General features: G+C 71.6%; 15 protein-coding genes. 8 read left to right on the top strand and 7 right to left on the bottom strand.

Annotated features, from left to right (window positions below):
* Nucleotides 1-196 precede the first annotated feature (196 nt).
* From QQS16_RS23040 to ssd, 4 genes are all read right to left on the bottom strand, one after another.
* Entirely contained in the window at nucleotides 197-991 is a 795-nt protein-coding gene (locus tag QQS16_RS23040; RefSeq protein ID WP_286063727.1) for a type II secretion system F family protein, read from the bottom strand.
* Nucleotides 988-1,848, bottom strand: a complete 861-nt coding sequence (locus QQS16_RS23035) for a type II secretion system F family protein (protein ID WP_286066422.1) — start codon at nucleotides 1,846-1,848, stop codon at nucleotides 988-990. The genes QQS16_RS23040 and QQS16_RS23035 overlap by 4 nt, the downstream gene beginning before the upstream one ends.
* Before the next feature lie 187 nt (nucleotides 1,849-2,035).
* A complete protein-coding gene (locus QQS16_RS23030; RefSeq protein ID WP_286063726.1) occupies nucleotides 2,036-3,259 on the bottom strand; it encodes a TadA family conjugal transfer-associated ATPase in 1,224 nt (407 codons plus the stop codon).
* A gap of 209 nt (nucleotides 3,260-3,468) precedes the next feature.
* A complete protein-coding gene (ssd, locus tag QQS16_RS23025) occupies nucleotides 3,469-4,581 on the bottom strand; it encodes a septum site-determining protein Ssd (RefSeq protein WP_286063725.1) in 1,113 nt (370 codons plus the stop codon).
* A gap of 644 nt (nucleotides 4,582-5,225) precedes the next feature.
* On the opposite strand from ssd, the gene QQS16_RS23020 reads away from it, so the two are divergent.
* Nucleotides 5,226-6,059 (top strand): HAD family hydrolase, encoded by an 834-nt coding sequence (locus tag QQS16_RS23020; RefSeq protein WP_286063724.1) that lies wholly within the window; start codon nucleotides 5,226-5,228, stop codon nucleotides 6,057-6,059.
* A gap of 375 nt (nucleotides 6,060-6,434) precedes the next feature.
* Here QQS16_RS23020 and QQS16_RS23015 read toward each other — a convergent pair whose 3' ends face one another.
* A complete protein-coding gene (locus tag QQS16_RS23015; protein WP_286063723.1) occupies nucleotides 6,435-7,259 on the bottom strand; it encodes a Fic family protein in 825 nt (274 codons plus the stop codon).
* A 101-nt stretch (nucleotides 7,260-7,360) separates the two neighbouring features.
* On the opposite strand from QQS16_RS23015, the gene QQS16_RS23010 reads away from it, so the two are divergent.
* Entirely contained in the window at nucleotides 7,361-8,341 is a 981-nt protein-coding gene (locus tag QQS16_RS23010) for an ATP-binding protein (RefSeq protein ID WP_286063722.1), read from the top strand.
* 101 nt (nucleotides 8,342-8,442) lie between these two features.
* Here the strand turns inward: QQS16_RS23010 and QQS16_RS23005 are convergent, their stop codons facing one another.
* Complete coding sequence (locus QQS16_RS23005) at nucleotides 8,443-9,717, bottom strand: polysaccharide deacetylase family protein (RefSeq protein WP_286063721.1); 1,275 nt, start codon at nucleotides 9,715-9,717, stop codon at nucleotides 8,443-8,445.
* A gap of 296 nt (nucleotides 9,718-10,013) precedes the next feature.
* Here QQS16_RS23005 and QQS16_RS23000 point away from each other — a divergent pair, with 296 nt between their 5' ends.
* The 6 genes from QQS16_RS23000 to QQS16_RS22975 all read left to right on the top strand — a co-directional run bounded on the left by QQS16_RS23000 (nucleotide 10,014) and on the right by QQS16_RS22975 (nucleotide 18,195).
* Entirely contained in the window at nucleotides 10,014-12,413 is a 2,400-nt protein-coding gene (locus QQS16_RS23000) for a SulP family inorganic anion transporter (protein WP_286063720.1), read from the top strand.
* 268 nt (nucleotides 12,414-12,681) lie between these two features.
* Complete coding sequence (gene acs, locus QQS16_RS22995; protein ID WP_286063719.1) at nucleotides 12,682-14,637, top strand: acetate--CoA ligase; 1,956 nt, start codon at nucleotides 12,682-12,684, stop codon at nucleotides 14,635-14,637.
* Nucleotides 14,638-14,813: 176 nt separating this feature from the next.
* Complete coding sequence (gene nhaA / locus QQS16_RS22990) at nucleotides 14,814-16,265, top strand: Na+/H+ antiporter NhaA (protein ID WP_286063718.1); 1,452 nt, start codon at nucleotides 14,814-14,816, stop codon at nucleotides 16,263-16,265.
* A gap of 113 nt (nucleotides 16,266-16,378) precedes the next feature.
* Nucleotides 16,379-16,870, top strand: coding sequence for a phage holin family protein (locus tag QQS16_RS22985; protein WP_286063717.1), 492 nt, complete (start codon nucleotides 16,379-16,381; stop codon nucleotides 16,868-16,870).
* Complete coding sequence (locus QQS16_RS22980) at nucleotides 16,867-17,805, top strand: alpha/beta fold hydrolase (protein ID WP_286063716.1); 939 nt, start codon at nucleotides 16,867-16,869, stop codon at nucleotides 17,803-17,805. The genes QQS16_RS22985 and QQS16_RS22980 overlap by 4 nt, the downstream gene beginning before the upstream one ends.
* A 204-nt stretch (nucleotides 17,806-18,009) precedes the next feature.
* A complete protein-coding gene (locus QQS16_RS22975) occupies nucleotides 18,010-18,195 on the top strand; it encodes a hypothetical protein (RefSeq protein WP_286063715.1) in 186 nt (61 codons plus the stop codon).
* A gap of 69 nt (nucleotides 18,196-18,264) precedes the next feature.
* Here the strand turns inward: QQS16_RS22975 and QQS16_RS22970 are convergent, their stop codons facing one another.
* A complete protein-coding gene (locus tag QQS16_RS22970; RefSeq protein WP_286063714.1) occupies nucleotides 18,265-19,464 on the bottom strand; it encodes a MarP family serine protease in 1,200 nt (399 codons plus the stop codon).
* Between the last annotated feature and the right edge of the window lie 4 nt (nucleotides 19,465-19,468).

Below are 19,468 nucleotides of genomic sequence, written 5' to 3'. Positions count from 1 at the left end.
TCACCGCGGGCACCGCGGGCACCGCGGGCACCGCGGGCACCGCTGCCACTGCTGTCGTCACAGCTGCCGCTCCTACACACCCGCTTCGGCCCGCCGTCGGCCACCCGCTGCTCGCCGTTCGCCGCTTGGCGCTTGCTGCCACTTGCTGCGCGCTGCTGGCCGCCCTCGCCGACCGCCGGTCACCGTTCCTGTCCGGTCATCCACCACCCCCTCCCAGCGCCCCGCCCGCCAGCCCGATCACCACGGGCAGTACGCCGACCGTGATGAACGCGGGCAGGAAACACAGCCCCACCGGCGCGGTGACCATCACGGCCGCCCGCCGTGCCCGTGCCGTCGCCGCACGCGCCCAGTCGGCGCGGGCGTCCGCGGCGAGCCTGGCCACCGGTCCGGCCGCGGGCAGCCCGGAGACGTCGGCCCGTTCCAGCAGTCGCGCGAGCGCACCCGCACCCGGTGTCGCGGCGAGCCGTCGCCACGCCTCACCCGGTTCACCCCCGAGCCGTACCTCCGCCGCGCCGCGCGCCAGCGCCTCCCCGACCGGGCCGCCGAGGGCCTCACCCACGGCCTGCGCCGCGACCACCGGACCGGCGCCCGCCGCGATGCACGCCGCCAACAGGTCGGCGGCGAGCGGAAGTTGCCGAGCCGCCTCCCGGACGTCGACGGCCGTGCCGGTCCCCACGCCGACGGCTGTCCGCCGAAGGCGCCACCTCCACAGCCCCACCCCGACGACCGCCCCGGCCACGGCACCGCCGACACCGCCGGCCAGGGCCCACGCGGCACCGGCCACGCACGCCACCGGCAGCCACCGCCGCGCGAGCTCCCGCACGTCCAGCCGCGGTCCGCCGGAGGTCTGCTCCGCGGCGGCCACCAACACGGCCAGCCGCCGTCGCACCCTCCGCTCGCGCCGCACCGCCCCCGCCCACCGCGCCAGCCACCCGAGGGCGAGCACCGCCCCCACGACCATCCCCAGCCTGTGGACAACTTCCGCGCTCACGTCGCCTCCGCTCCCCGAACGATCCGCGTCGCCCACCACATCCCCAGGCCCTCCAGCGCGGCCCCGATCAACAGGCACCCCAGACCGGGCCCGGTGTGCAACAGCACATGGAGCGGGTCGGCGCCGAGAGCGGTGCCCAGGAGGAGCCCCAGGACGGGCAGCCCGGCCAGCATCACCGCCGTCGATCGTGCGCCCGCCAGCTGGGCACTAAGGTCGGCCCGTTGGTCCCGTTCGGCACGCAACGCCCCTTCGAGCCGGTCGAGTCCGGCCGCGAGGCCCGCGCCCTGGTCCACGGCCACCCGCCAGCACGCGGCGAGGCCGCGCAGTCCCTCGGCGCCCGACTGCCGTGCTGCCGAGGCAAGCGCCCCGGGGACGTCACCGCCGAACCGGGCCGCCGCCAGTACCGCCGCCTGTGCGTCACCGAGCCCGCCGGAGTCCTGAGCGGCCCGCAGCATCGCCTCGCCCGGCTGGCGCCCCGAGCGCACCTCACCGGCGAGCACCCCGCACAGCGCGATCACCGCGTCCGCTCGGCGCTCCCGCGCATTCCTCGCCTCCCGGGCCAGCCGCACCCGTCGCAGCAACGGCACCCCGGCCAGCCCCGCGACGACCGGCAGCACCGAGGCCCCCAGCACCGCCAGCACCAGCCCGGCGACGGCCGACCACCACTCGGCCCGCAGCCGTTCACGGAGCCGCCGCAACTCACCCACCAGGTGCCACCACGGTGGCGGTCCGGTCTCCGCCGCTCCGCCACCGGCACCACCGGCGAGCAGCACCTGGGCCCGCCGCGCCCCGGATCGCCGCCCACCCGACAGCCACACAGCCGTCCCGGCACACAGCACAGCGGCCCCCACCGACATGTCGCCCACCCCGCTCACCAGACCGCCCTCCACCACATCTCACCCACCCCGATCACCACGCCCCTCCCGTCGGCATCCCGCGAACCCTGCAAACCCCGCAAACCCCGCAAACCCCGCAAACCCCGCTCACCACGCCACCCGCCCCCTCCCTCGTCCGCACCCACATCGCCCCGCTCCCGTACTCGCCTCACCCACTCCGGTCACCACGCCGCCCCTCCTCGCAGGGCCCGGTGCGCAGCAGCCCCCGCAGCCGTTCCCATCCCCGCTCGTACGCGAACGCCTCCTCGGCCCACCGCAACGCCGGCACCGTCCGCACCAGCCCCGACGGGTCCCGTTCCAGCACGTGCACTTCGGCGATCCGACGCCGTCCGGCCCGGTCGCGGACCAGGTGCAGCACGACCGACAGGGCCGCCGCCACCTGGCTGTGCAGGGCGGCCCGGTCGAGACCCGCGGCCGTACCCAGTGCCTCCAGCCGGGCCGGCACGTCGGCCGCCGCGTTGGCGTGCACGGTTCCGCAGCCGCCCTCATGACCGGTGTTCAGCGCGGCCAGCAGATGGACCACCTCGGGCCCGCGCACCTCACCCACGACCAGCCGGTCCGGCCGCATCCGCAGCGCCTGCCGTACCAGGTCCTGGAGGGTGACCAGGCCGGCGCCCTCCTGGTTGGCGGGTCTGCTCTCCAGCCGTACGACATGCGGATGGTCCGGCCTGAGCTCCGCGGAGTCCTCGGCGAGCACGATCCGCTCGCCCTGCCCGACGAGCCCCAGCAGGGCGCTCAGCAGCGTCGTCTTGCCGCTGCCCGTGCCGCCGCTGATGAGGAAGGACAGCCGCGCGTCGACCAGGGCGCGCAGCACCCGGTCCCCGCCCGGCGGCACCGTGCCCGCCGTCACCAGTTCGTCGAGCGTGAACGCGCGCGGCCATACGACCCGCAGGGACAGACAGGTGCAGCCGACGGCCACCGGGGGCAGCACCGCGTGCAGCCGGGTCCCGTCGGGCAGCCGGGCGTCGACCCAGGGACGGGCGTCGTCGAGCCGGCGTCCGGCCACCGCGGCCAAGCGCTGCGCGAGCCGTCGTACGGCGGCGGTGTCCCGGAAGCGGACGCCGGTCAGTTCCAGTCCGCCGCCCCGGTCCACCCAGACCCGGTCCGGGGCGGACACCAGTACGTCGGTCACCGACGGGTCGGCGAGCAGTGGTTCCAGCGGTCCGCTGCCGATCAGCTCGGACCGCAGCTGCTCGGCGGCGCCGAGGACCTCGGCGTCCCCGAGCACACGTCCCTGGTGGCGCAACGCCTGTGCCACACGCGCGGGTGTCGGTTCGCCCCCGCTCTCGGCCAGCCACCGCCGGACTCCGTCGAGCAGCCCGGGCGTCACCTCCGCACCGGTCGCCGGCGCGGCCGCCGCATCACCGGACACCCACCTCTCGGGTGTTCCGCCGTCCGGGATGCCGTCCGCCCCGCCGGCCTCCTCCAGCCCGAAGAGCTCAGGAAGCTCAGGAAGCTCAGGAAGCGCAGTAGAAGACCCGTAAGGCTCAGTAGGACCGGCAGGACCAGCGAACCCTGAACGCCCTGGAAACCTCCGCTGCCGGGGACCCTGTGCCGTGGCCGCGAACCCTCGTCCCGTACTCACGCCGCCCCCGCTTCGAGCAGCGTCCGCTCCCAGAACTCCCGGCAGAAGCGGGCGAGCGGGCCGCGACCGGCCGCGCCGGGGGGCGTCCTGCCTCCGTGCGGGCGCAGCAGCGCGGACTCCACGGGCACCTCGCCGGCCAGCGGCAGTCCGAGCAGCCGGGCCACCTCGCGGTCGTCGAGTCCGGGCGGGTACGGGCCGCGTACCACCACCCTGAGGTCACGCAGGACCATGCCGACGGCGGACGCCACCCTCCCGGCGGCCGCGACGGCCCGCAGTTCGGCGGGGACCACCAGGAGCCCCACGTCGAGCTGGGCGAGTACCTCGGCGACCCCGTTGTCCATGCGGCGGGGCAGGTCGACGACGACCGTGCCGCCCCGGCGGCGAGCCGCGGCGAGCACCGCCCGGACCGCCTGCGGCGGGACGGCCACGCAGTCACCGCGATCCCAGCTGAGCACCCGCAGCGAGTGCAGCTCGGGCAGCGACTCCTCCAGCGCGCCGCCGCCGACCCGCCCACGTGAGGCGGCGAACGCCGGCCAGCGCAGCCCCTCGGCCGTCTCACCGCCGAGAAGTACGTCGAGTCCGCCGCCCAGCGGATCGGCGTCCACGAGCAGCGTGCGCAGTCCCTCCCGCGCGGAGGTGACGGCCAGGGCGCACGCCAGCGTGGACGCTCCCGCCCCGCCCCGGCCACCGATGACCCCGACGGTGAGGGCGGGCCGGCCGACGCCCTCGGCCACGTCGGCGATGCGGTCGACCAGCCACTGCTCGCCGTCGGGCAGCATCAGGACATGGTCGGCGCCGATCTCGACGGCCCGCCGCCAGACCCCCGAGTCGTCCTGGTCACGGCCGACCAGCACCACTCCGTTTCTGCGGGCGACCCCGCGCACCCGCCGTACGGCGTCGTCCCCGACCAGGACCAGGGGCGCGGACTCCCAGCTCCCTCTGTGCTCCGGCACCCCGTGGTGGACCTCCGGTGTGGCACCGGCCGCCGCGCACAGGCGCAGCAGGTCGTCGAGCAGGTCGGTGTCCTCCGTGATGATCAACGGTTTGCCCTGCCGCCCTCCGGCGGCGGGCGGTGGATCGTGTGTGACGGCTGCGGCCACGGTCTCCATCCCCCTTCGTCTCCTTGCGTCTCCGGCGCCCGAGGGCTCCGAGATCCGCCTCTGCCACGCGGCCCGAGCGGCCCCGCGAGTCGCCTGACTCACGCAGCCCCTGCGGCCCCGCGATTCCCCGACGTGTGAAGAACCGGAAAGCGGCTTCCACATGAACGGCCGATAGGAACCGGCCAAACCCGCCCGCCTAACCGGAACCGGCCATGAACTCGGCTCGAGCGGGACGCGCTGGAATCACGGTGCAGGGATCCGGAAAAGCGTGTGGATCTTGGTCGAAAACAGTGGACAACTCGGCGGTTGTGAATATCGCCATCACCCATACCGGTGAGCCCTGCACCACCCGCTGTGCGACCTCCGGAGAGCAGCGCGTCAACTACCCAGAGTGACGAATCATGGGCATGCGAAAGAGGCGGCCGCAGCCGCCTCGGTCCGGCCCAGGGCCGCTCGAAGAAGAGGAAAACCCACCCGGACATGCGACGACCCCCGCCGGGGGGGAGAGCGGGGGTCGCCTTCACGGCCGACTCGGGGGGGGAGGAGTCGGACCGCGTTAGCACGGTCGCGAACGATCCGTGACTTCCATGGTGTACCCGAGAGGCCTCCCAGGCAAACCCACGCGCCCACCTTACGCCGAATGGGCTGCGCCTATGCTCAGGGTTGTGGAAAACCACTCCTTGCCCCGCACAGCGGCGTTCTTTGACCTGGACAAGACGGTCATTGCGAAGTCGAGCACGCTCACCTTCAGCAAGTCGTTCTACCAAGGTGGACTGATCAACCGCCGGGCCGCCTTGCGCACCGCCTACGCCCAGTTCGTCTTCCTCGTGGGCGGCATGGACCATGACCAGATGGAGCGGACCCGCGAGTACCTGTCCGCACTCGTGCGCGGCTGGAACGTCCAGCACGTCAAGGAGATCGTCGCGGAGACCCTGCACGACCTCATCGACCCGATCATCTACGACGAGGCCGCGTCCCTCATCGAGGAGCACCACGCCGCCGGCCGTGACGTCGTGATCGTCTCCACGTCGGGCGCCGAAGTGGTCGAGCCGATCGGTGAACTCCTCGGCGCGGACCGTGTGGTGGCGACCCGCATGGTGGTGGGCGACGACGGTTGCTTCACCGGCGAGGTGGAGTACTACGCGTACGGCCCGACGAAGGCCGAGGCGGTCAAGGAGCTGGCCGAGTCCGAGGGGTACGACCTCGACCGCTGTTACGCCTACAGCGACTCGGCGACCGACCTGCCGATGCTGGAGGCCGTCGGTAGTCCGCACGCGGTGAACCCGGACCGCGCACTGCGCCGCGAGGCACTCGCGCGCGGGTGGCCGATCCTCGATTTCCACCGCCCGGTCCGGCTCAAGCAGCGGTTCCCCGCGTTCTCCGTACCGCCCCGCCCGGCGCTCGTCGCGATGGCGGCGATAGGCGCCGCGGCGGCCACCGCGGGCCTCGTCTGGTACGCGAACCGCCGACGTGCGGCCCCGGCCTGACCAGGCATGCGCCCGGTTGACGCCTGTTTGGGCCCAAAAGTAAAGAAGTGCGGCCAGGGCTTTCGCTCGCTCCGGCTCTGGAGTACAAAGAAGTTAACGGCCCGCGAGACCAAGGACATCCGAGAGGATCACCTTCAACAACGCACACGGCCCCACGGACCGAGCATGAACACCGGGCACCCACGCGACGTCGACCCGTCGATTACGGGCCAGCCGCACCAGGTGACGGGCAAAGTTCCCGACCTGATGGGCACACATCGAGGACGCTTGGTACCCCGGTGAACATGCCAGCGGCGGTACGAGTCCTCGTACCGCCGCAACCCCTGTAGAGGCCCTCTTCTAAGAGGGCCTTTCTCTGTGACGCTGTGCCGCCGGCTACGCCGCCCCGCGCTGCAGCGCCTCGCACACCGCCGTCGACTCGCGCGCGCCCAGCTCGATCGCCCGGCCGCAGTGCGCGATCCAGGCGGCCATGCCCTCCGGGGTGCCGGAGACGTAGCCGTCGAGGGCCGCCAGGTAGGCCGCGCGGTTCAGGTCGGCGTGGCCCACCTCGGCCGGGCAGACGGACTTGGGGTCCAGCCCGCTGCCCACCAGGACGATGCGTTCGGCCGCGCGCGCGACCAGGCCGTTGTGGGAGGAGAAGGGCCGTAGGGCGAGGAGTTCACCGTGCACGACGGCGGCCGTGACCAGGGCGGGGGCCGAGCCGCCCGCGATGATCAGCCCGGCCAGGGCCTCGAGGCGTCCGGAGACCTCCGCCGCGCTCGGCAGCGCCAGCTCGATCAGCGGCTCGTCGACCGGCTCCCCCTCCTGACGCGGGCGTCCGACCTCGTCGTCCTTGGCCGCCGCCGCCACCAGGTGCAGCCGGGCCAGCACCCGCAGCGGTGACTGCCGCCAGATGGACAGCAGCTGACCCGCCTCGGCCGTCAGCCGCAGGGCAGCGCCCACGACGCGCGCCTCGTCGTCTCCGCTGAAGTCGGTGCGCCGGCGCACCTCCTCCAGCGCCCAGTCCGCCCCGGACAGCGCCGCGGAGCCGCGGGCGCCACGCAGGGCCGCCTCGGAGGTGATCGCGTTACTGCGACGCCGCATGACCCGGTGGCCGTAGACCCGGTCCACGGACTTGCGCACGGATTCCACGGACTCGGCCACTCCGGGCAGCGTGCCCAGGGCCGCGAGCGGATCGGCGTTCGCGCCTGTCGTACTCATAAGTACGACCCTACGCAGCCGAGCCGCCCACCCCACGAAGGAGTGGTCTTCTTCACGCACCTCCGCCACGTGCGGTCATGGCACCACTACGCTTGGTGAACATGAAAATTGCTTTCGTCGGGAAGGGCGGCAGCGGCAAGACCACCCTGTCCTCCCTGCTCATCCGTCACCTCGCGGCCGCCGGTGCGCCGGTGCTGGCCGTCGACGCCGACATCAACCAGCACCTGGGACCGGCCCTCGGCCTGGACGAGGCGGAAGCGGCGGCGCTGCCGGCCATGGGCGCGCGACTGCCGCTGATCAAGGACTGGCTGCGCGGGTCGAACCCGCGTATCGCCTCCGCCGAGACGATGATCAAGACGACCCCGCCCGGAGAGGGCTCCCGGCTGCTGGGGGTGCGCGAGGACAACCCTGTCTACGACGCGTGCGCCCGCCCGGTGGAACTCGACGGCGACACCGTCCGTTTGATGGTCACGGGCCCCTTCACGGAAGCCGATCTGGGGGTCGCCTGCTACCACTCCAAGACGGGAGCGGTGGAGCTGTTCCTGAACCACCTGGTGGACGGCCCCGACGAATATGTCGTGGTCGACATGACGGCCGGCTCGGACTCCTTCGCCTCCGGCATGTTCACCCGCTTCGACATCACGTTCCTCGTCGCCGAGCCGACCCGGAAGGGGATCTCCGTCTACCGCCAATACAAGGAGTACGCCCGCGACTTCGGCGTCACCCTGAAGGTCGTCGGCAACAAGGTGCAGAGCCAGGACGACGTCGACTTCCTCCGCGCCGAGGTCGGGGACGACCTGCTCGTGACGGTCGGGCACTCGGACTGGGTACGCGCGCTGGAGAAGGGCCGCCCGCCCCGGTTCGAGCTCCTGGAGGACGTCAACCGCCGTGCTCTGCACCGGCTGCGGACGACCGCCGACGCCACGTACGCACTGCGTGACTGGGAGCGCTATACGCGCCAGATGGTGCACTTCCACCTGAAGAACGCCCAGTCCTGGGGCAACGAGCGGACCGGGGTCGACCTGGCGGCGCAGGTCGACCCCGGGTTCGTGCTCGGCGAGAGCGTCAGCGCCCCGGCCTGACCGCGGTCACCGCCCGACCGCAGCCATCGCCGGGCCACACCTGAGCCACAGCCCCACCACAGCCACCGCCCGGCCACACCTCGGCAACGGCCCGACCACCCCTACTGCTTGGCCGCCGGCGCCCCGGGAACACCCTTCGGGGCCGGGGCGGGGCGGCCCGCCAGGAAGGACGTCCAGCCCTGCTTCGGGGCCTCGCCGACGTCCAAGGCGCGCAGCTTGTGCAGGGTTGCCGGATTCTGGGCGTCCAGCCAGTCGGCGAGCTGCCGGAAGGACACACAGCGCACGTCGGGCTTGTTGCAGACCCGCTCGATGACCTCTTCGACGGCCCGCATGTACGTGCCGCCGTTCCAGGACTCGAAGTGGTTGCCGATGATCAAGGGGGCGCGGTTGCCGTCGTAGGCCCGCCGGAAGCCCATGAGCAGGCCGTCGCGCATCTCGTCACCCCACTGGTCGTGCTTGGCGGGGTTGCCCTGGGTGGTGGTGCCGGACTGGTTGACCATGAAGTTGTAGTCCATGGTCAGCTGCTCGTAGGAATGCCCGGGGAAGGGCACGAGCTGCATCGACAGGTCCCACAAGCCTTGCCTCTTCTCCGGCCACACCTGGTTGTTGACCCCGCTGGTGTCATAGCGGAAGCCCAGTTCGCGGGCTGCCTTCATGAAGTTCTTCCGGCCCTCCAGGCAGGGCGTGCGGGCGCCCACGAGCTCCTTGTCGTAGTCGAACGGCAGCGGAGGGGCCTTCTTCATCCCGGTGTTGGTCTTCCAGGACTTCACGAACTGCTTCGCCTGGGCGATCTCGTCCTTCCAGTCCTCCACCGACCACTGGCCCACCCCGCCGTTGCTGCCGCAGAAGTGACCGTTGAAGTGGGTGCCGATCTCGTTTCCCTCCAGCCACGCCAGGCGCAGCTGCTTCGCTGTGTCGGCGATGCCCTGGTCGTCGTTGAAGCCGATGTCCGAGCGGCCCGGGGAGTGCTGCGGAGGCCGGTACAGGTCGCGCTTGTCCTCCGGCAGCATGTACACGCCACTCAGGAAGTACGTCATCGTCGCGTTGTTCGCCCGGGCGACCTCGCGGAAGTGGGAGAACAGCTTCTGGCTGTCCTCACCTGCGCCGTCCCAGGAGAACACCACGAACTGCGGGGGCTTCTGGCCGGGCTTGAGGCGTTCGGGCCGGGGCAGGCGCGGCTGCGGCCCGGTGTACGCGGTGGAGCCGTCTCCGATCATGCGGACCACGCTCTTGGGCGGCGCCTGGGCCGGCTTCACCTTCTGCGGGTCCGACGTCCCTGCCTTGGCACCGTCGGTACCGAGCGCGCAGCCGGCGAGCGACGCGGCACAGGCCGCGGCGACCACGGTGCCCGCGGTGATCCTCTGGGTGGCGGCCATGTCCGCCCACCTTCTTCCTTCTCTCGGGCCGACGCCGATGAGGGCGTGTGCGGGGGAATGCGCCGCCAAGGTCGCATGGACAAGAAAAGGAATTAATACGACAAGCCGACAAAAAGTGCACTTCACTCTCTGGAGTGATTAATTGACCCATTTGCCGGTAAAGTCCATGCTTGGTCTTTACTCTGAATTACGATCCGTTTACCAAGAGTTGATCCGTGACTTGATCCATCCCGCCGCTGTACGCCGTGACCCACGGCCGCAATCCGCGACCGCGCCGCCCCGGAGGAGACGGGAACATGTCAGCCTGCGTCCCTACCCGCGCCACCGAATCGAGTCGGCCCAAGAGCCTCCACCAGTCCCCCAGCCCGCCGCAGACCCCCCGCCGCCGCTTCCGCGTCGCGGGCGCCGACGTGTCGGCCTGCATCGCGGTCTTCCTGATCGCCCTCCCCCTGTCCCTCGGCATCGCCCTCGCCACCGGCGCGCCCCTCCAGGCCGGCCTGGTCGCCGCCGCCGTCGGCGGGATCGTCGTCGGACGGCTCGGTGGTTGCCCGCTCCAGGTCAGCGGTCCCGCCGCCGGACTCACCGTCGTCACCGCCGATCTCATCCACCGCTACGGCTGGCGGACGACCTGCGCCATCACCGTCCTGGCCGGCCTCGCCCAACTAGGCCTGGGCTGCCTGCGCGTGGCCCGCAACGCCCTCGCCGTGAGCCCCGCCATCGTGCACGGCATGCTCGCCGGCATCGGTGTCACCATCGCCGTCGCCCAGCTGCACATCGTCCTCGGCGGCACCCCGCAGAGCGCCGTCCTGGACAACCTCCGAGCGCTGCCCGCGCAGTTGGCGGGCCTGCACCCGGCCGCCTTGTCGGTGAGCGCGCTGACGCTGACGCTGCTGCTGCTCTGGCCGCGGATTCCCGGCCGGACGGGTCGTCTGCTGCGCAAGGTCCCCGCCGCGCTCGTCGCCGTCGCCGGTGCCACCGGCGCCGCCGCCCTCGCCGGGCTGACCCTGCCCAAGGTCGACCTGCCGTCCTGGGGCAGCCACGCCCTGGCCGGACTTCCCGAGGGCCCGGTACTCGGGCTGTTCGCGGCCGTGCTCACCACCACGCTGGTGTGCAGCGTGCAGTCGCTGCTCGGCGCGGTCGCCGTGGACAAGCTGGTGGCCGGCCGCCCCGGTCTGCCCGCCGATGTCGGACGCTCCGAGCTGGACCGCGAGCTCCTCGGTCAGGGCGCCGCCAACATCGTCTCCGGCTCGCTCGGCGGACTGCCCGTCGCGGGGGTCGCCGTGCGCAGTTCGGCGAATGTGCAAGCGGGTGCCGTCAGCCGGAACTCGACGATGTTGCACGGCGTTCTCGTAGTAGTCGCCGCGCTGCTGATGGTCCCGATCCTGGAGCTCATCCCGCTCGCCTCGCTCGCCGCCCTGGTGATGGCCGTCGGCATCCAGATGGTGTCCCTGCACCACATCCGCACGGTGACGCGCCACCGCGAAGTACTGGTCTACGCCGTCACCACCCTCGGCGTGGTCCTCCTCGGCGTCCTGCAGGGCGTGACGCTCGGCATCGCCGCGGCCGTCGCCGTCGCCCTGCACCGCCTCACCCGCACCCGCATCACGCACGACGAGAGGGAAGGAGTCCATCACGTAAAGGTGAGAGGCCAGTTGACGTTCCTCGCGGTGCCCCGGCTCAGTCGGACCCTGCATCTCGTACCCCAAGGCACCCACGTCGTGGTGGAGTTGGACGGGTCGTTCATGGACCACGCGGCGTACGAGTCACTGCAGGACTGGCAGAAGGCGCACACCGCGCGGGGCGGCTCCGTCGACGTGACCGGCCGCCGCGCCGGAGTCCGCATCGGCGAGCCCGGAAGCGCGGCCGAGCACCCCACCGGGGAAGACGGCGCCGAGCCGGCGACGCGTACTGCCGGCTGTCGCTGCCGCCCCTGGACGCCCTGGCGCAACCACCAGTGCGACCGCCCGCGGTCCGCACCGGTCCACGACCAACACGCGAAGGGAGGGAACTCGCCCGCCGAGCCGAGCGGGCATGAACTGGCACGCGGTATCAGCGCCTTCCAGCGCCACACCGCACCGCTCGTGCGGGGCGAGCTGGCCCGGCTGGCGCGCGAGGGGCAGCGGCCGTCCCAGCTGTTCCTCACCTGCGCCGACTCACGGCTGGTCACCTCGATGATCACCTCCAGCGGTCCCGGTGACCTCTTCGTGGTGCGCAACGTCGGCAACCTCGTCCCGCTGCCCGGCCTGGAGAACGGCGACGACTCGGTGGCGGCCGCGATCGAGTACGCGGTGGACGTGCTGAAGGTGCGCTTCATCACGGTGTGCGGGCACTCCGGATGCGGGGCCATGCAGGCGCTGCTGAACTCCGACCCCGGGGGCGCCCGGACCCCGCTCAAGCGGTGGCTCCGGCACGGGCTTCCCAGCCTGGAGCGCATGGCCGACGGCAGCCGGCCACGGGTCCGGTTGTCCGGACGGGCGCCCGCCGACGCGGTCGAGCAGCTCTGCCTGACCAACGTGCTCCAGCAGTTGGAGCACCTGCGCGCCCACGAGTCGGTGGCCCGGGCCCTGCGGGACGGGGCGCTGGAGCTGCACGGCATGTACTTCCACGTGGGCGAGGCCCAGGCGTATCTGCTCACCGGGGCGGACCGTGACGAGGAGATCTTCGACCACGTACGGGCGGCGGACGTGCCGGTGTGAGCCCGACCGGGGTGGCCGGGACCGTGGGTTCCGCCCCGGCCACCCCCTCCCTCGGTCACGGTGCCGGCCTCGGGGGACGGAGTGTGAAAGGCGCGACACGTGCTGAACTCCGCCTGGTCGGCGTCCGTGGATACGGATGACCCCGGCCGCCGGAAGAGCCGTACCGACAGGTCTACACCAATTTTCCGTCGACCCTTGTCACCGGGCCCCCGGGTCTGATGAGCTGTGGCCTGGGACACAGCGGACAACCCTGAGAAAGGGAGATGGCGTGAGCAACGAAAGCCTGGCCAACCTGCTGCGTGAGGAGCGCAGGTTCGCACCCCCCGCCGACCTGGCCGCGAACGCCAACGTCACCGCGGAGGCGTATGAGCAGGCCAAGGCTGACAGGCTCGGCTTCTGGGCCGCGCAGGCCCGCCGACTGGCCTGGGCCAAGGAGCCGACCGAGACTCTGGACTGGTCGAACCCGCCGTTCGCCAAGTGGTTCAAGGACGGCGAGCTCAACGTGGCGTACAACTGCGTCGACCGTCATGTGGAGGCCGGGCACGGCGACCGGGTCGCCATCCACTTCGAGGGCGAGCCGGGCGACAGCCGAGCCCTCACCTACGCCGAGCTGAAGGACGAGGTCTCCAAGGCCGCGAACGCCCTGCTGGAGCTGGGTGTGCAGAAGGGCGACCGGGTCGCCGTCTACATGCCGATGATCCCCGAGACGGCGATCGCGATGCTGGCCTGCGCCCGGATCGGCGCCGCGCACTCCGTCGTCTTCGGCGGCTTCTCGGCGGACGCGCTCGCGACCCGGATCCAGGACGCCGACGCCAAGGTCGTCATCACCTCCGACGGCGGCTGGCGGCGCGGCAAGCCGTCCGCCCTCAAGCCGGCGGTCGACGAGGCGGTGGAGCGCGCGGGCAACGTCGAGCACGTGCTGGTGGTCCGCCGCACCGGCCAGGAGGTCGCCTGGAAAGACAGCCACGACGTCTGGTGGCACGAGATCGTCGAGCGGCAGTCCGCCGAGCACACGCCCGAGGCGTTCGACGCGGAGCACCCGCTGTTCATCCTCTACACGTCGGGGACGACGGGGAAGCCGAAGGGCATCCTGCACACCTCCGGCGGCTACCTCACCCAGACCGCGTACACCCACCACGCCGTCTTCGACCTCAAGCCGGAGACCGACGTCTACTGGTGCACCGCCGACGTCGGCTGGGTCACCGGGCACTCGTACATCGTCTACGGGCCGCTGGCCAACGGCGCGACCCAGGTCATGTACGAGGGCACGCCGGACACCCCGCACCAGGGCCGCTTCTGGGAGATCGTGCAGAAGTACGGGGTCACCATCCTGTACACCGCGCCCACGGCCATCCGTACGTTCATGAAGTGGGGCGACGACATCCCCGCGAAGTTCGATCTGTCCTCGTTGAGGATCCTCGGCTCCGTGGGCGAACCCATCAACCCCGAGGCCTGGATCTGGTACCGCAAGCACATCGGCGCCGACCGGACCCCGGTCGTCGACACCTGGTGGCAGACCGAGACCGGCGCGATGATGATCTCGCCGCTGCCCGGCGTCACCGCGACCAAGCCCGGCTCCGCGCAGACACCGCTGCCCGGCATCGCCGCGACGGTCGTCGACGACGAGGCGAACGAGGTGCCGAACGGCGGCGGAGGCTATCTCGTCCTCACCGAGCCGTGGCCGTCGATGCTGCGCACCATCTGGGGCGACGACCAGCGCTTCCTCGACACGTACTGGTCACGCTTCGAGGGCAGGTACTTCGCCGGTGACGGGGCGAAGAAGGACGACGACGGCGACATCTGGCTCCTGGGCCGTGTCGACGACGTGATGCTCGTGTCGGGCCACAACATCTCCACCACCGAGGTGGAGTCGGCGCTCGTCTCCCACCCGTCGGTCGCCGAGGCGGCCGTCGTGGGTGCCGCCGACGAGACCACCGGACAGGCGATCGTCGCCTTCGTCATCCTGCGCGGTACGGCCTCGGAGACGGAGACGCTGGTCAACGAGTTGCGCAACCACGTCGGTACCGCCCTCGGCCCGATCGCCAAGCCCAAGCGGATCCTGCCGGTGGCCGAGCTGCCGAAGACCCGCTCCGGCAAGATCATGCGCCGCCTGCTCCGGGACGTCGCCGAGAACCGCCAGCTCGGTGACGTGACGACCCTGACGGACTCGACCGTCATGGAGTTCATCCAGGCCAAGCTCCCGGCGGCGCCGAGCGAGGACTGAGCATACGCACGGTGGTGAGGGGCACCCGGCGCCAGAGCGCCGGGCGCCCCGTTCGCCCCTATGGTGAAAGGACCCCCGTAGGTCTCCCCCATACTTTAGGTAAGCTAATCAAATAGGTGCGCCGGGAAGTCTGGTCGGCAATGGTTCCGTCCTGCCCACCGTCCGGAGGTCTCCCCGTGGCCGCGCCCCGCACCCCCACCGCCCGCAAGGTCCTCGGACGGCTGTCCCTGCCCGAGCGGACCTTCGTGGCCGACGCGCTGCGCACCGAGACCGTCGGCGGGGTACTGCTGCTGCTCGCCGCCGTCACCGCACTGGTCTGGACGAACATCCCGGCGCTGCACGACAGCTACGAGAGCGTCAGCCACTTCCACCTCGGCCCCGAGGCCGTCGGCCTGAACCTGTCGATCGAGCACTGGGCCGCCGACGGACTCCTCGCGATCTTCTTCTTCGTCGCCGGCATCGAGCTCAAGCGCGAGCTGGTCGCCGGCGACCTCAAGGACCCCAGGGCGGCCGCGCTGCCCGTCGTGGCGGCCCTGTGCGGGATGGCCGTACCGGCGCTCGTCTACACGCTCACCAACGTCACCGGCGGGGGTTCCCTGGCCGGCTGGGCGGTGCCCACCGCAACGGACATCGCCTTCGCGCTGGCCGTGCTCGCCGTCATCGGCACCTCCCTGCCGAACGCCCTGCGCGCGTTCCTGCTGACGCTCGCCGTCGTCGACGACCTCTTCGCGATCCTGATCATCGCGGTCTTCTTCACCGACACGATCGACCTCGCCGCGCTCGGCGGCGCCGTCGCCGGCCTCGCGGTCTTCTGGCTGCTGCTGCGCACGGGCGTCCACGGGTGGTACGTGTACGTCCCGCTCGCGCTCGTCATCTGGGCGCTGATGTACAACAGCGGCGTCCACGCCACCATCGCGGGCGTCGCGATGGGCCTGATGCTGCGCTGCACGCGGCGCGAGGGCGAGGCCCACTCCCCCGGCGAACACATCGAACATCTCGTACGGCCGCTCTCGGCCGGGCTGGCCGTGCCGCTGTTCGCGCTGTTCAGCGCGGGTGTCGCCCTGTCCGGCGGAGCGGTCGGCGAGGTGTTCGGCCGGCCGGAGACGCTCGGGGTGGTCCTCGGGCTGATCGTCGGCAAGTCGCTCGGCATCTTCGGGGGCACCTGGCTGACGGTCCGCTTCACCCGGGCCTCGCTCAGCGACGACCTCGAGTGGTCCGACGTGTTCGCGGTGGCCACCCTCGCCGGCATCGGCTTCACCGTGTCGCTGCTCATCGGCGAGCTCGCCTTCGAGGGCGACACGGCACTGACCGACCAGGTCAAGGCCGCCGTACTGATGGGCTCGCTCATCGCCGCCCTGCTCGCGACGGTGCTGCTGAAGATACGCAACGCCAAGTACCGCAGGCTGTGGGAGGCGGAGGAGCGCGACGACGACCGCGACGGCATCCCGGACGTCTACGAGGAGGACGACCCCGCGTACCACCTGCGCATGGCGGAGATCTACGACGGCAAGGCCGCCGAGCACCGCCGGATCGCCGGGCTCAAGGCCGCCGAACGGGAGGCCGCCAAACGACGCGGGCTTGCCGAAGTGACGGGTGGGGCAGGCGAGGAGCACGACCGTCCGGCATGATCTGACGGGACGGTACAAAAGGACCGTACAAAAGGACCGTTCCCAGTCAGGCACAAGCCGGGCGGAGGTCGGGCACCAGCCCGGCGGACGTCCGGCAGAAGAGGGAGACCGCGATGAGCGCACCCGACGGCAGCCCGGTCGGCGCCGAACGCAGCATCGGCCAGCTGTTCGCCTCGGCGACGACCGAGATGTCCGCACTGGTGCACGACGAGATCGCCCTGGCCAAGGCGCAGCTCAAGCAGGACGTGAAACGCGGCGCGACCAGCGGCGGCGCGTTCACGGTGGCCGGCGCGGTGCTGGTGTTCTCGCTGCCGATGCTGAACTTCGCGCTGGCGTACGGCATCCGCACTTGGACCGACTGGAACCTCGCGATCTGTTTCCTGCTGTCCTTCGCGGCGAACGTGCTTCTCGCGCTCGTCCTCGCGCTGATCGGCGTGGTGTTCGCCAAGAAGGCGAAGAAGGGCAAGGGGCCGCAGAAGGTCGCCGCGTCGATGAAGCAGTCGGCGGGCGTCCTGCAGAACGCCAAGCCGCACCCGCGGCCGGAGCTGGGGGACGGGGTGCCGGACGCGAGGGCCATCGAGGCTGTGGCACGCTCGTCGTCATGACGGACCCCGCCTCCACTTCGGCGCAAGCCGCCTCGGTCGTACGCGTCGACGGTCCCTGGACCCACAGGGACGTCGCCGCCAATGGCGCGCGCTTCCACATCGCCGAGCTGGGAGACGGGCCGCTGGTGCTGCTGCTGCACGGTTTCCCCCAGTTCTGGTGGACCTGGCGGCACCAGCTGACCGCGCTCGCCGACGCGGGCTTCCGTGCCGTCGCCATGGACCTGCGGGGTGTGGGCGGCAGCGACCGCACCCCGCGGGGCTACGACCCCGCCAACCTCGCCCTCGACATCACCGGGGTGATCCGCTCCCTCGGGGAACCGGACGCGGCGCTGGTCGGTCACGACCTGGGCGGCTATCTGGCGTGGACGGCGGCCGCGATGCGCCCGAAGCTCGTACGGCGGCTCGCGGTCTCCTCGATGCCGCACCCGCGGCGCTGGCGCTCGGCCATGCTCTCCGACGTCAAGCAGACCCGCGCCGGCTCCTACATCTGGGGGTTCCAGCGCCCCTGGGTGCCCGAGCGGCAGCTCACCGCCGACGACGGCGCGCTGGTGGCCCGCCTGATCCGGGACTGGTCGGGGCCACGGCTGCCGGAGGACAAGGTGGTGGAGGCGTACCGGCGGGCGATGTGCATTCCGTCGACCGCCCACTGTGGGATCGAGCCGTACCGGTGGATGGTGCGCTCGATGGCGCGTCCCGACGGCATCCAGTTCAACCGGCGGATGAAGCGGCCGGTGCGGGTGCCGACGCTGCATCTGCACGGCTCGCTCGATCCCGTGCTGCGCACGCGCAGCGCGGCCGGCTCCGGGGAGTACGTCGAAGCGCCGTACCGCTGGCGGCTGTTCGACGGGCTCGGCCACTTCCCGCACGAGGAAGACCCTGTCGCTTTCTCCACCGAACTGGTCAACTGGCTGAAGGACCCCGAGCCCGATCGGTGACCGTGCCCGTCAGGAACCGGGCCGAGAGGCCGCCTTGCCCAGAGGCCGCCCTGCCGAGGGGTGACCGTGCCGACGCGTCCGGTATCCGGTTGGGATCCCCTGCCGTGAACACCTGTCCTACGAACGGCCAATTGCCTGGCGCATAGGCCAATTGAGGGGCCTGGGGGCGGTTATCGACCTTGGGGCAGGGGCACACGTCCGGGTATGGGCTGGACGCACGACTACAGTGACGCAGCACGCACTCGCCGCTCGGCCTCGGGCCTGAGCTCCCACCAGCGAGGCGGTGCTCCGCAGATGCCGGGTGGCACGGATCTCCGGGTGGGCATCCCGCGCATCCTGCGCCGCCGGGCCCGCTGGGTCTCGGTCCGTCTGCGTCATCCGCGAAGCTGAGGCCGACGGCCCTTTCCGCGACGCGACCTCCGACGCTCCCGCTCTGCGGCCGGGATCTCCGACTCCGGCTCAGAGCGCGCAGCTGTCGCTGTCCACCTGCTGGTTCGCGGTGCGCCCGCGGGCGATGTCCTCCTGGATCTCGTCCGTGGTCAGCGCGTACCCGGTGTCGGCGTCGTCGCGCGACTTCGCGAAGATCACGCCGTACACCTTCCCTTCCGGGGTGAGCAGCGGGCCTCCGGAGTTGCCCTGACGGACGGTCGCGTGCAGCGAGTACACGTCGCGGCGCACGGTGCCGCGGTGGTAGATGTCCGGGCCGCTGGCCGTCAGGCGTCCGCGCAGGCGCGCGGCACGGACGTCGTACGACCCGTTCTCCGGGAAGCCGGCGACGATCGCGCCGTCCCCGCTGCTCGCGTCCTCGGTGGTGAACCGCAGCGCGGGCGCGTCGAGGTCGGGTACGTCGAGTACGGCGATGTCGCGCTGCCAGTCGTAGAGGACGACCGTGGCGTCGTACTTCCGGCCCTCGCCGCCCAGTTGGACGGTGGGCTCGTCGACGCCGCCCACGACGTGCGCGTTGGTCATGACGCGGCGGTCGCCGAAGACGAAGCCGGTGCCCTCCAGTACCTTGCCGCAGCTCTCGGCGGTGCCCATGACCTTGACGATGGAACGCTGGGCGCGGGCGGCGACCGCGCTGTCGGCGAGAGCCGGGTCCGGCGGTCTGACCTCCTTGATCGGCTCGTTGGAGAACGGGCTGAAGACCTGCGGGAAGCCCTTCTGCGCGAGGACGGAGGTGAAGTCCTGGAACCAGGTGTCGGCCTGGTCGGGCAACGCCTCCGACACGCCGAGCAGCACCTTGGAGCTGCGGACCTCCTTGCCCAGCGTCGGCAGTGTGGTCTGCGCGAGGGCGGAGCCGATCAGCCAGGCGACCAGCAGCATCGCCACGACGTTGACCAGGACGCCACCGGTGGCGTCCAGGGCGCGGGCCGGGGACCAGGTGATGTACCGGCGCAGTTTGTTGCCGAGGTGGGTGGTCAGGGCCTGGCCGACCGAGGCGCAGACGATGACGACGACCACGGCGACGACGGCCTCGGTGGTGCCGACCTCGGCGTTGTCGGTCAGCGCGTCCCAGATGACGGGGAGCAGGTAGACCGCGACGAGACCGCCGCCCAGGAACCCGATCACCGACAGGATGCCGACGACGAAGCCCTGGCGATAGCCGACGATCGCGAACCACACGGCGGCGACCAGCAACAGGATGTCCAGCACATTCACGGAT

It is taken from the genome of Streptomyces sp. ALI-76-A, assembly GCF_030287445.1.
Classification (GTDB): Bacteria; Actinomycetota; Actinomycetes; order Streptomycetales; family Streptomycetaceae; genus Streptomyces.
Note: the sequence above shows the minus strand (reverse complement) of the source record. Positions and strands in the feature narration are given on the sequence as shown.